General features: G+C 75.0%; 10 protein-coding genes. 5 read left to right on the top strand and 5 right to left on the bottom strand.

Going from position 1 to position 12051, the window contains the following annotated elements:
* The first annotated feature begins 36 nt into the window (after positions 1-36).
* Positions 37-2238, top strand: a complete 2202-nt coding sequence (treY, locus tag OHS33_RS28665) for a malto-oligosyltrehalose synthase (RefSeq protein WP_330333296.1) — start codon at positions 37-39, stop codon at positions 2236-2238.
* Here the strand turns inward: treY and OHS33_RS28660 are convergent.
* The gene (locus OHS33_RS28660) at positions 2235-3113 is read right to left on the bottom strand and encodes a LysR family transcriptional regulator (protein ID WP_330333295.1); all 879 of its coding nucleotides are present in this window, start codon (positions 3111-3113) and stop codon (positions 2235-2237) included. The two genes, treY and OHS33_RS28660, sit on opposite strands and share 4 nt — an antisense overlap.
* 91 nt (positions 3114-3204) lie before the next feature.
* Here OHS33_RS28660 and lpdA point away from each other — a divergent pair, with 91 nt between their 5' ends.
* Positions 3205-4629 carry a dihydrolipoyl dehydrogenase gene (gene lpdA / locus OHS33_RS28655; RefSeq protein WP_330333294.1) on the top strand — a complete coding sequence of 475 codons (1425 nt, stop codon included), beginning with the start codon at positions 3205-3207 and terminating at the stop codon, positions 4627-4629.
* A 59-nt stretch (positions 4630-4688) separates the two neighbouring features.
* The gene (locus OHS33_RS28650; RefSeq protein WP_330333293.1) at positions 4689-6035 is read left to right on the top strand and encodes a M14 family zinc carboxypeptidase; all 1347 of its coding nucleotides are present in this window, start codon (positions 4689-4691) and stop codon (positions 6033-6035) included.
* On the opposite strand, the gene OHS33_RS28645 is transcribed toward OHS33_RS28650, so the two are convergent.
* From OHS33_RS28645 to OHS33_RS28635, 3 genes are all read right to left on the bottom strand, one after another.
* A complete protein-coding gene (locus OHS33_RS28645; RefSeq protein ID WP_330333292.1) occupies positions 6032-6538 on the bottom strand; it encodes a GNAT family N-acetyltransferase in 507 nt (168 codons plus the stop codon). The genes OHS33_RS28650 and OHS33_RS28645 overlap by 4 nt on opposite strands.
* Positions 6539-6810: 272 nt before the next feature.
* Positions 6811-7329: a DUF1203 domain-containing protein gene (locus OHS33_RS28640; protein ID WP_330333291.1), complete on the bottom strand. Its 519-nt coding sequence runs from the start codon at positions 7327-7329 to the stop codon at positions 6811-6813.
* Between the two features lie 75 nt (positions 7330-7404).
* On the bottom strand, positions 7405-7980 hold the full coding sequence (locus OHS33_RS28635) for a DUF1707 and FHA domain-containing protein (RefSeq protein ID WP_330333290.1): 576 nt from the start codon (positions 7978-7980) through the stop codon (positions 7405-7407).
* A 149-nt stretch (positions 7981-8129) separates the two neighbouring features.
* Here OHS33_RS28635 and OHS33_RS28630 point away from each other — a divergent pair, with 149 nt between their 5' ends.
* Both OHS33_RS28630 and treZ read left to right on the top strand, forming a co-directional pair.
* Positions 8130-8831, top strand: coding sequence for an RNA-guided endonuclease InsQ/TnpB family protein (locus OHS33_RS28630; RefSeq protein WP_330333289.1), 702 nt, complete (start codon positions 8130-8132; stop codon positions 8829-8831).
* A 246-nt stretch (positions 8832-9077) separates the two neighbouring features.
* The gene (treZ, locus tag OHS33_RS28625) at positions 9078-10850 is read left to right on the top strand and encodes a malto-oligosyltrehalose trehalohydrolase (RefSeq protein WP_330333288.1); all 1773 of its coding nucleotides are present in this window, start codon (positions 9078-9080) and stop codon (positions 10848-10850) included.
* 37 nt (positions 10851-10887) lie between these two features.
* Here treZ and OHS33_RS28620 read toward each other — a convergent pair whose 3' ends face one another.
* Positions 10888-12039: an aminopeptidase P family protein gene (locus tag OHS33_RS28620; RefSeq protein ID WP_330333287.1), complete on the bottom strand. Its 1152-nt coding sequence runs from the start codon at positions 12037-12039 to the stop codon at positions 10888-10890.
* Between the last annotated feature and the right edge of the window lie 12 nt (positions 12040-12051).

Raw genomic sequence — 12051 nt, 5'->3', positions numbered from 1 at the left:
GGCACGGAATCCGGCAGGCTGGGTACGTACGTTCTCATGAGCCAGCAGCCCGCCACCGTGCGCCCGACCGCCACCTACCGACTCCAGCTGCGCCCGGAATTCCCTTTCGCCGCGGCTTCGGCCGCCGTCCCCTACCTCGCCTCGCTCGGGGTCTCCCACCTGCACCTGTCCCCGGTGCTGGAGGCGGTGCCCGGGTCCTCCCACGGCTACGACGTGGTCGACCACACCCGGGTCCGGGCGGAGCTGGGCGGTGAGGAGGGCCTGCGCGCGCTCGCCCGCACGGCCCGCGCGCACGGCCTCGGCCTGGTCCTGGACATCGTCCCGAACCACATGGCCGTCCCGGCGCCCTTAAACCTCAACCGGCCGCTGTGGGAGGTGCTCCGGGAAGGGCCCGGGTCGCCGTACGCGCGCTGGTTCGACATCGACTGGGAGGTGAACGGCGGGCAGCTGCTGCTGCCGGTGCTGGGCGAGCCGCTGGACCCGGCCACCGTCCGGGTGGCGGACGGCCTGCTGTGCGCCGGGGAGCACCGCTTCCCGCTCCGGGCGGGTACGGAGGGGCTGGCGCCGCCCGCGCTGCTCGCGGCCCAGTGGTACCGCCCGGCGCACTGGCGGGAGGCCCGCACCGGGCTCAACTACCGGCGGTTCTTCACCATTTCCGAGCTGATCGGGGTGCGCGTGGAGGACCCCGAGGTGTTCGCCGCCACCCATGCCAAGCTCCTGGAGCTGGTCGCCGACGGGGTCGCCGAGGGGCTGCGGATCGACCACGTGGACGGGCTCGCGGACCCGGCCGGATACCTGCGGCGGCTACGGGCCGCGGCCGGGCCCGGGGTGTGGATCGTGGTGGAGAAGATCCTGGCCCGCGGGGAACGGCTGCCGGACGACTGGCCGGTGGCGGGCACCACCGGCTACGACGCGCTGCGCCAGATGGACGGGGTCCTGACCTGCGGCGCGGGCGCCGCCGAACTCGCCGCCCGCTACCGGCGCGCCACCGGCCTGCCCGACTGGCCCGCGACGGCCGCCGCCGCCACCCGCGAGGTGCTGACCGGGGACCTGGCGGCCGAGCTGGCCGCCCTGGAGCGGCGGGCCGGGCCCGGCCTGGAGGCGGCCGTACGGGAACTCCTCGTCGCCTGCCCGGTCTACCGGACCTACCCGGGCCGCGCGGACCTGCCCGGTCTCGTCGACCCGCCTCAGTCCGCGGCCGCGCCCGAGGCGGTCAAGTCCGTGCGCGAACTGCTCCTGTCCGACCCGGGGTTCGCGGCCCGGTTCGCCCAGACCTCGGCGGCGCTGCGCGCCAAATCCCTGGAGGACCGGGCCTTCTACCGCTACGCGCCGCTACTGTCGGCGACCGAGGTGGGCGGGGACCCCGGCAGTCCGGCGGTGGACCCGGAGGAGTTCCACGCGTACTGCACCCACCTGGAACGGGACTGGCCCGGCACCGGCACGGTCCTGTCCACGCACGACACCAAGCGCAGCGCGGACGTCCGGGCCCGGATCGCGGTGCTCTCGCAGCGCCCGGAGCTGATGCCGCTGCTCGCCGGGGCCCCGGACCCGCAGCAGGCGTGGGTGGCCTTCCAGAGCGCCCTGGGCCTGGGCGAGGTGCCCGAGCGGACGGAGCGGCTGGCCGCGGCCCTGCTCAAGGCCGCCAAGGAGGCCGCGCTGCACACCAGCTGGACGGAACCGGACCCCGCCTACGAGGCCACCCTCGCGGGACACCTCCCCGGCCCCGGAGCCCTGCCCGACGTCTCCGGGCCGGCCGGGGACGGCATCCTGGCGATGACCGCGCTGCACCTGACCATGCCGGGCGTACCGGAGGTCTACCAGGGCGGCGAGGAGGAGTACCGGGCCCTGGTGGACCCGGACAACCGGCGCCCTGCCTCCTTCCCCGGCCCCCCGCAGACCGGCACCGGCGCGGCGAAGCGGGCCCTGACGACCACCCTGCTGCGGCTGCGCCGGGAGCGCCCCGAGCTGTTCACGGGCTACGCCCCCCTCTCCGCCGAGGGCCCGGCGGCCGAGCACTGCCTGGCGTACACCCGTTCCCCGGACCTGCTGGTCGCGGTCACCCGGCTGCCGCACCTGCTCGGCGTCGCGGGCGGCTGGCGCGGCACCCTGCTGCCGCTCCCGCCGGGCACCTGGACCCCGGCCCTGACCCCCGGCGGCGGACCCCTGAGCGGCGTGGTCCCCCTCCGGGACCTCCTGTCGGCGGGCCCGGTGACGGTCCTGCTCCGGGGTGCCCCCTAGCCCGGCCCGTCGGCCAGCAGGTCGGCGAAGGAGCGGGCCGCGCCGGTCAGGGGCTGCCGGGAGAAGACCGCCAGGGGGCGGTGCCACGGCGGGTCGACCGGGAGCAGGACGCAGTCCTCGCCGACCGCGCTGCGGACCAGGTGCGCCGGGGCGGCCACGACGCCGAGGCCCGCGGCGGCCATCCGTACGGCGGTGGAGGTGTGTTCCGTGTGGACCGCGGTGCGCGGGGTGAAACCGGCCCGGCCGCACACCCGGTCCAGGAAGGGCTCGCCCTGGACGCGGGGCTCCATGGCGCAGCGGATCCAGTCGCGGTCGGCGAGTTCGGCGAGGCGGACCGCGGCGCGCCCGGCGAGCGGGTCGTCGAAGGGGACGACCAGCACGATCTCCTCCCGGCCCGCCGGGAGCAGCGGGCCGGTCCAGTCCTTCGGCTCCGGGCCCACGGCGAGGTCCGCCGCGCCGCGCTCCAGCTGCTCCTCCAGGGTCTCGGTGGTGGCGTACTCGCGCAGCACCAGCCGGACCCCCGGGTGCAGCGCGCGCCAGCGGGCGACCACCCCGGGCAGCAGTCCGACGGCCAGCGCGTGGACGGTGGCGACGTGCAGTTCGCCGCCGGCCGCCCCGGCGGCGGCGCGGGCCGCGCGTTCGGCCTCCCGGGCGCTGCGGACGGCGAGCTGCGCGTGGGGCAGGAAGGCCCGGCCCATGGCGGTGAGCCGGACGCCGCGCGGCATCCGTTCGAGCAGGTCGCCGCCGAGCGACCGCTCCAACGCCTTGACCTGATGGGACAGGGCGGGCTGGGTGACGTACAGGACCTCGGCGGCCCGGGTGAAGGAGGACTCCTCCACGACGGCGAGGAAGTACTCCATCTGGCGCAGGCTCATGACCAGCCATCATGTGTCATGCACGCTGTGCATGGGAGCGACAAGATCATTGCCTTGGACGCCCAACGGCCTTGCACCGCACGCTGGATCCATGAACACCGACGTGAACACAGAAGCGACCGACGTGATCGTGATCGGCGGCGGCACCGGCGGGTACGGCACCGCCCTGCGCGCCGCGGGCCTCGGGCTCAAGGTCGTCCTCGCGGAGCGCGACAAGGTCGGCGGCACCTGCCTGCACCGCGGCTGCATCCCCAGCAAGGCGATGCTGCACGCCGCCGAACTCGTCGACGGGATCGCCGAGGCCCGCGAGCGGTGGGGCGTGAAGGCGAGCCTGGACTCGGTGGACTGGTCCGCGCTGACCGCGACCCGCGACGACATCGTCGGCCGCAACCACAAGGGCGTCGAGAGCCACCTGAGCCACGCCGGGGTCACCGTGGTCCGCAGCGGGGCGCGGCTGACCGGTCCGCGGTCGGTACGGACCGAGGACGGCCGGGAGTTCACCGCCACCCGGGGGATCGTGCTGGCCACCGGATCGCGGCCGCGAATCCTGCCCGGCCTGGAGCCGGACGGCCGGACGGTGGTGACCAGTGACGACGCGCTGTTCGCCCCCGGTCTGCCCGGGTCGGTGCTGGTGCTGGGCGGCGGGGCGATCGGCGTGGAGTACGCCTCCTTCCACCGGTCGATGGGCGCGGAGGTCACCCTCGTCGAGGCGGCCGACCGGCTCGTCCCGCTGGAGGACGTGGACGTGTCGCGGCACCTCTCCCGGGGGCTGAAGAAGCGCGGGATCGACGTGCGGACGGGCGCCCGGCTGGAGGGCGCCGTCCGCACCGCCGACGGGACCGGGGTGCGCGCCACCGTGCGCACCGACCGCGGCGAGCTGCGCGAGATCACCGCCGAGCGCCTGCTCGTCGCGGTCGGCCGGGTGCCGGTGACGGACGGGCTGGACCTGGAGGCGGCCGGACTGGCCGTGGACGAGCGGGGGTTCGTCGCGCCCGCCGACTGGTCGCGGCTGGAGACCGCGGTCCCCGGCATCCACGTGGTGGGCGATCTGCTGCCGCCGCCCTCCCTCGGGCTGGCGCACGCCTCGTTCGCGGAGGGGCTGCTGGTCGCGGAGACCCTCGCGGGGGTGGCGTCGGCGCCGGTGGACTACGCGGCGGTGCCGCGGGTGACCTACTCGGCCCCGCAGACGGCCGCCGTCGGGCTGACCGAGGCGCAGGCGCGGGAACGGTCGTACGACGTGGTGGTCAACTCGATGCCGCTGACGGCCGTGGCCAAGGGCATGGTGCACGGGCAGGGCGGCATGGTGAAGGTGGTCGCCGAGCGCGACGGGCGCGTGCTCGGGGTGCACCTGGTCGGGCCGCACGTGTCGGAGATGATCGCGGAGAGCCAGCTCATCGTGGGCTGGGACGCCGAACCGGCCGATGTGGCCCGGCACGTCCACGCCCACCCGACCCTCTCGGAAGCGGTCGGCGAGGTGTTCCTGAGCCTGGCGGGCCGCGGCCTGCACCAGCAGTAGGGGGCAACCCGGGGCCCCGGGAGCGGTAGGGGCGCACGTCAGGCGGGCAGAGCTTGACAGTGACCCTCCTCCGAGACATGTGCTACCCCACACCGCTCGAACTCGCCCTGGCCGCCCGCGCGCTGGCCGACGCGCACCCCGCCCTGGCCCGGCTCCGGCGCGCCGGAACCTCCCGGGGCGGGCGGCCCCTGTGGCTGCTCTCCGTCCAGTCCCCGGCCGCCTACGGTCCGGAGCCCGGCCAGGCGCCGGAGCCCGGCCAGGGCCCCGGTCCGTACGCCGCTCCCTACGCCGCCGCCGCGCAGCGCAACGTGCTGGTCGTCGCCGGGGCCCACGCCAACGAACCCGTCGGCGGGCCGACCGCCCTCGCGCTCGCCCGTCGCGTCCTCGACACCCCGGACCTGCGCGCCGGGTGCGGCTGGCACTTCCTGCTCTGCGCCGACCCGGACGGCGCGGCCCTGCACCACACCCCGCACCCGCATTCGATCCTCGACTACCACCGGGGCTTCTTCCGGCCGCCCGGCCCCGAACAGCCCGAGTGGGCGCCCTCTTTACTGCCCCCGGACCGGCTGCCGCCCGAAACCCTGGCCCTGACCGCGCTGATCGACGAACTGCGCCCGGTGCTCCAGGTGTCCCTGCACGCGACGGACCTCGGCGGCAGCTGGGTCCAGCTCACCCGCGACATACCGGGACTCGCCGAACCCTTCGCCAAATCGGCCGCCGAGCTGCGGATCCCGGTGGAGACGGGGGCCTCGGACGCGGCGGGCTGGCCCTCCCCCGGCCCCGGCATCTTCGTGATGCCCGCGCCGGGCGGCGACGCCGCCGGGGTGTTCCACCCGGAGGACACCCGGCTGAGCACCTGGTACCACGCCCACGCCTACGACGGGACGACCGCGATCGTCGAAGTCCCCATGTGGGCCAGCGACCTGGTGGACGATCCGGCCCCGCACCCCGATCCGCGGCGCGCCCTGCGCGCACTGGCCCGGCGGCTCACCGAGGACGCCGAGCAGGTGGCCCGGGTGCTCGCGGGGGCCCGTACCGAACTGCCGTACGGGGACCCGGTGTCGGGCCCGCTGCTGCGCGCGGTGGACTGGACGCTCGCGCTGATCCCGCGGATCGCCGCCGAGTGGTCCGGCGGCTCCGCGCCCACTGAGGCGACGGCCGCGTACATCGGGAGCATCGACGCCTTCGCGCGCCGCCTCGCGCTGCGGGCCGCCGCCATGCTGCTCCGGGTGCTGCGCGCGGCCGGGCACCCGGCGGCGGGCTCGCTGGACCGGCTGGTCACGCTCTGGTGCGAGGCGTTCGCGGCCCGGTTCCAGGCCCGCTGGGTGCCGGTGGCCACCCAGGTCGAGCACCAGACCCGGACCGTGCTGGCGACGTACGAACGCCTCCTGGCGGTCAGCCCTTAGGCCGGGCCGGGTACCCCGCCGGGCCCGGCGGTCCACGCGTACCGGCGCTTGGGCGCGCCCGCCGCGCCGAGGCGGTCGTAGAAGCGGACGGCCCCTTCGTTCCACTCGGGAGTCTGCCATTGGACCTGGTCCAGGCCCAGCCCGGCCGCGAGGTCGGCGACGGCGGCCATCAGGGCCGCGCCGAGGCCGTGCCCGCGCGCGCCCTCGGCGAGGTAGAGGCAGTCCATGTGGAGGTAGTGTCCCGCGTCCCAGAACGCGAACTCCCGGGAGCAGGCGGCGTATCCGACCGTTTCACCCGCCGGGTCCTCGGCGATCAGCACCCACAGCCCGGGCGGCGGTGCATCCCCTTCGGGGAAGAGCAGCGGTCCGAGCCGCTCGGCCAGGCCGGGCGGCCGGGGGGCGGAGCGTTCGTAGGCGATGTGCTCGTGGATGAGTTCCACCACGCGCGGGAGGTCTTCGGGGCGCGCCGGGCGCACCGCGGAGCGATGATCCTTGGAATCCATGCCGCCATCCTGCGCGCCCGGCCGTCCCGCGCGGCGCGCGGGGGTGCCCCGCTAGTGCTGTGGCCGGGAAGGTTTGCCGGGTCGCGGTGTCCGGTGCCCTGGGGTCTCCCCAGGCCCGAAGGGCCGAGGGGACGCATCGCAAGGCGGAGGGCCGCGACTCGTACTGGACGTACCGTCGTGGTCCGACAACGCCGGGGGCACCTCCCAGCGGTAGCTGGGGGAGAGGCGCCGTGCCGGGCGCCGTGACACGGTGAACCTTTCCGGTCACAGCACTAGGGCCGGCGGACCTCGAACTGGAAGCAGCCGTACTCCAGGGCCCGTACGTGTACGAGCGCCACCCCGGGCGCGGCGAACGCCTCCCCCAGGGCCCGGTCGAACCCGGCCTGCGCGTCGTCCGGGACCTCGAAGAGGCGGCCCCCGACGATGTGCCCGGCGGCGTCGTAGCGGCGCAGCGTCCGCAGCGCCCCGGGCCGCGCGAACGGGTACCCCGGGGCCTCCCCCGGCCCCGCGCAGGCGTCGGCGTGGATGAACACCGGGCCCGCCTCGTCGTAGGCCCCGGGCTCGGCCCCGGTCTCCCCCGCCCAGCGGCGCAGCGGCGCGTACGACACGAGCGCGACCCGCTCACCGGCTTCGATCCCCCGCAGACAGCAGCGCAGCGGGCTGCCCACGCAGTCGAGCGGCGCCCCGTCCTCGCGCGCGGTGAACGGCCGCACCGGCCGCCCGGAATCGTCGGCGGTCCGCAGCTCCCGGAGCGCGGCGGGCGGGATGGCGAGGGGTGTGTGAGCGGTCATGGGAACAGTCTCGGCGGCGCCGTCCGGCCGGGCTGGCGGAAATCGGACGTGTGGCTCCCGCCCCGTAGCCAGCTGCTAGTTCGAGGACAGCCGGTAGGACATGTTGCCGAAGCCGACCTGATCGCCGGCCCGGACCACGGCCGCGCCGGTGACCCGCTGGCCGTTGACCGTGGTGCCGTTGGTGGAGCCGAGGTCCCGCAGCACCCACCGGCCGCCCTGCAAGCTCAGTTCGGCGTGGTGGCGGGAGACCGTCTCGTGCACGAGCCGCAGCCCGCTGCCGGGGTCCCGGCCGATGGTCAGCGCGTACCCGCCCGCGCCGTACGGCGGGAGCAGCAGTTTCGGCAGCTTCTCCGCGGTCCAGGCGCGCCGGACACCCGCGCTCACCGCGGACACCCGGCCGACCCAGCCGAACAGCCGCTGGGTCAGGGGGCTTTCCAGACCGCCGGGGCGCCGGGTGCCGAGGTCCGCCGTGAGGGCCGCCAGGTCCTCGGAGCGGCGCGCGACCAGCGCGAGTTCCATCCGGCGCACGAAGGTGTCGTGCGAGAGCCGGCCGTCGGCCGCCCCGTCCCGCAGCCACCCGAGGGCGCGGTCGCGCTCGGCGTCGGAGACCCGGCGCACCGGGTAGGCGGGGAACTCGAAACTGGACGTCACAGGTCTTCTCCCAGGAGGCCCCGGGCTTCAGCCCGGGGAGGAATGGGTCCTTGGGGCGGAGACGCCGAGCGCCGAAGTTCGGTTCGCATCTGGCCCGACCTGTCCTTTCGGTTGTTGTCAGTGGGCGAGGATAGGACCGTTGCCGCTGGGTGTGGAACGAGTGCTGCGCGAAGTCGAAGCAGACACATCTGAAGAAACGGGAAGCACTGCCGTCTCTGAACTACACCAAGCGCGGCTTCCGGCTGAAGGACGGCCGCCTGCACCTGGCGGGCGGGATCGACTGGGGTGTCGAGGAGACCGCGACCACCACCAGCGACGCCCACGACCTCCCGCACGCCGAGCACGGCAAGAACGCCGCGCAGAGGCTCGCCCGGTATCAGCGGATGATGGCACGCCGGAAACCCGCGAAGGGCAAACCCGGGTCGAAGGGCTACCAGCGGGCGAAGAAGCAAGTCGCGAAGCTCCACAAGAAGGTGGCCCGGCAGCGTCAGGACACCGGCCGCAAGTGGGCCAAGTCCGTCGTCCGCGCCCACGATGCCCTGGCCGTGGAGGACTTCCGGCCGAAGTTCCTCGCCAAGTCGACCATGGCCCACAAGGCGGCCGACGCGGCGATCTCCGCGACGAAGACGGCCCTGGTCGAGATGGGCCGCAAGCACGGACGGGCTGTGCACCTGGTCCACCCCGCGCACACCACCATGGACTGCGCGCAGTGCGGAGCGAGAACCAAGCACGCACTACCCCTCTCAGAACGAACCTATACGTGCACCGCGTGCGGAGCCGTGTCCCCCAGGGACAAGAACTCCGCCCGCGTGATGCTGGTCCGGGCTGGTCTCCACCCCGGCTGGTGCTGATCGCAGAAGACCAGACGGGGCGCCGCCCCATCTGGCGGCGTGAGCCAGAAATCCCCGATCAGCCCTGAAGGACGAGGAATCCCCTCCCCTCAAGGAGGGGAGGATTCAAAGGGTGATTGTCGGCCCGTCGTGCACCAAGTGTCCAGAACTCCCGCGTCCGGCCCGCGATGATGGGCCGCGTCAAGCCGGATCACGTGGCCGTCGTGGCACGAACGCCGGTTGCCGCCCGAGACGAGGGGACCGTCCATGCAGTTCGAGGTGTGGGCACCGCAGGCAGGACAGGTGGGTCTGCGGCTGAACGACGGCACGCGGGCCATGGCTCCCGATCCGGAGCGGGACGGCTGGTGGACCGCCGAGGCGCCCGCCGCCGACGGGGACCGGTACGGGTTCGTTCTGGACGAAGCCGATGCACCGCACGGGGATCCGCCGCCCGTACGGCCCGATCCCCGCGGCCGGCGGCTGCCCGACGGCCCGGACGGGCTCTCGGCGGTGGTGGACCTCGAAGCGCTGTTCCCCGCCGCCCCGGCCCCCGCGCCCCGCACCTCCCTCCAGGACGCCGTCCTGTACGAGCTGCACATCGGCACCTTCACCCCCGAGGGCACCTTCGACGCGGCCGCCGCCCGGCTGCCCCACCTCACGGCCCTCGGCGTCACGCACGTGGAGCTGATGCCCGTCTGCTCCTTCCCGGGGCGGCACGGCTGGGGTTACGACGGGGTCGCGCCCTGGGCCGTGCACGAGCCGTACGGCGGCCCGGCCGGGCTCGCCCGCTTCGTCGAGGCCGCGCACACCGCCGGGCTCGGGGTGGTGCTGGACGTGGTGCACAACCACCTCGGCCCGTCCGGCAACCACCTCCCGGCCTTCGGCCCGTACTTCACCGACACCCACCACACCCCGTGGGGCGCGGCGGTCAACCTGGACGCGCCCGGCTCCGACGAGGTCCGCGCGTACCTCCTGGGCAGTGCGCTCGGCTGGCTGCGGGACTACCGGATCGACGGGCTCCGGCTGGACGCCGTGCACGCGCTGGCCGACGGCCGGGCGCTGACCTTCCTGGAGGAACTGGCCGCGGCTGTGGACGCGTTCGCCGCCGAGGCCGCCCGCCCGGTCTTCCTCATCGCCGAATCCGACCAGTGCGATCCGCGGACCACGACCCCGCGCACGGCCGGCGGGCTGGGCCTCACCGCGCAGTGGAACGACGACTTCCACCACGCCCTGCACTGCGCGCTGACCGGCGAGTCCCAGGGCTACTACGCCGACTTCGCCCGCGCCCCGCTCACCGCCCTCGCCAAGACCATGACCCGGGCCTTCTTCCACGACGGGACCTGGTCCTCCTTCCGGGGCCGCACCCACGGCCGCCCGGTGGACCGGCGCCGCACCCCCGCGCACCGCTTCCTCGGCTACGCCCAGACCCACGACCAGATCGGGAACCGGGCGCTCGGCGACCGGCTCGCCGCGTCCCTCTCCCCCGGGCTGCTGGCCTGCGCCGCGACCCTGGCCCTGACGGGGCCCTTCGTGCCGATGCTGTTCATGGGCGAGGAGTGGGGGGCGGGGACCCCCTGGCAGTACTTCACCGACCATCCCGACCCGGCGCTCGCGGAGGCGGTGCGCACGGGCCGCCGCCGGGAGTTCGCGGCGCACGGCTGGAAGGCGGAGGAGATCCCGGACCCGCAGGACCCGGCGACCCGGGAGCGGTCCTGCCTGGACTGGGCCGAGCCGCGGGAGGCCGGGCACGACCGGCTGCTGGAGTGGTACCGGGCGCTGATCACGCTCCGGCGGACCCTGCCCGACCTGCGGGACCCCGATCTCGCGGCGGTCCGGGTGGCCTGCGACGAGGAGCGCCGCTGGGTGACCTTCCGGCGCGGGGACGTCCGGGTCGCGGTCAACCTGTCCGCCGAGCCGGTGACCATCGCGCTGGGCCGCAACGGCGTACGGGTGCTGGCCTCGTGGGAGCCGCTGGAGCACCCGGGGCCGGACGGCCGCCTCCACCTGCCGGGCGAGTCGGCGGCCGTCCTGGGTCCGTGAGCGCGGCCGTTTTCCGCCTACGGGCCTTGTACGGGCGTTACTCGACGATCGCGAGTTCGTGCGGGGCGTTGTTGAAGCTGCGCCCGCCGTCCTCGGTGACCGTCACGATGTCCTCGATCCGGACGCCGAAGCGGCCGGGGAGGTAGATGCCGGGCTCGACGGAGAAGCACATGCCGGGGACGAGCGGTTGCTCCTCGCCCTCGATCATGTAGGGCGGTTCGTGCGTGGTGACGCCGATGCCGTGGCCGGTGCGGTGGATGAACCGCTCGCCGTAGCCGAACTCGGTGATCACGGCACGGGCCGCCCGGTCCACGTCCTGGCAGGCGATGCCCGGCCGGACCGCCGCCACGGCGGTCCGCTGGGCCTCGCGGACGATGTCGTGGACGCGCTGCTCCTCGGCCGTCGGTTCGCCGACGTGGACGGTGCGGGAGATGTCGGAGCCGTAGCCGTGCTTGAGGCCGCCGAAGTCCAGGACCACCATGTCGCCGTGTTCGATCACCCGCGCGCCCGCCTCGTGGTGCGGGTTGGCCCCGTTGGGTCCGGAGCCGACCACGGTGAAGTCGACCTGGGAGTGGCCGTGTTCGCGCAGCAGGGCGGCCAGGTCGGCGGCGACCTCGGTCTCCGCGCGCCCGGCGAAGCGGACTCCGAGGATCCGGGCGTACGCGGCGTCGGCGGCGGCCCCCGCCGCCTCCAGCCGGGCCAGCTCGCGCGCGTCCTTGACCGCGCGCAGCATGGGCAGGGCGTCGGTGAGCGAGACGTGGGAGGTGGTGGGCAACTCGCGCTGGAGGCCCAGCAGATGGAGCGCCCAGGTGTTGTCACTGACCCCGAAGCGGCCGGACACGTCGAGCAGCGGGGCGGTGACGCCGTAGGGGTTCTTGCCGTCGGTCCAGTCGCGCAGGGTGAGCGCCCCCGCGCCCGGCGCCGCGGCCGCGTCGGGGGCTTCCAGGGTGGGGACGACGAGCACCGGGTCCTGCCCCGCGGCCAGCACGAGCAGGGTCAGCCGCTCGGTGTCCACGGGGCGGTAGCCGGTGAGGTGGGTGAGGTCGGGGCCGGGGGCGATCAGCAGACCGGCCAGCCCGGCGTCGGCGGCGCTCTGCGCGGCGGCGGCCATCCGGGCCGCGTAGTCGGCGGCGGTGAACGGCTCGGGGACGGTGTCGGACGCGGCGGGGGGTGCGGTGTCGAAGGCCATGGGGCGATCCTG

Source organism: Streptomyces sp. NBC_00536, from assembly GCF_036346295.1.
Lineage (GTDB): Bacteria > Actinomycetota > Actinomycetes > Streptomycetales > Streptomycetaceae > Streptomyces.
This window is presented reverse-complemented; position numbering and strand designations above follow the sequence as displayed.

Coding starts and splice junctions, on each gene's coding strand:
- treY (WP_330333296.1), top strand. CDS start 37: ATGAGCCAGCAGCCCGCCACCGTGCGCCCGACCGCCACCTACCGACTC.
- OHS33_RS28660 (WP_330333295.1), bottom strand. CDS start 3,113: ATGAGCCTGCGCCAGATGGAGTACTTCCTCGCCGTCGTGGAGGAGTCC.
- lpdA (WP_330333294.1), top strand. CDS start 3,205: ATGAACACCGACGTGAACACAGAAGCGACCGACGTGATCGTGATCGGC.
- OHS33_RS28645 (WP_330333292.1), bottom strand. CDS start 6,538: ATGGATTCCAAGGATCATCGCTCCGCGGTGCGCCCGGCGCGCCCCGAA.
- OHS33_RS28640 (WP_330333291.1), bottom strand. CDS start 7,329: ATGACCGCTCACACACCCCTCGCCATCCCGCCCGCCGCGCTCCGGGAG.
- treZ (WP_330333288.1), top strand. CDS start 9,078: ATGCAGTTCGAGGTGTGGGCACCGCAGGCAGGACAGGTGGGTCTGCGG.
- OHS33_RS28620 (WP_330333287.1), bottom strand. CDS start 12,039: ATGGCCTTCGACACCGCACCCCCCGCCGCGTCCGACACCGTCCCCGAG.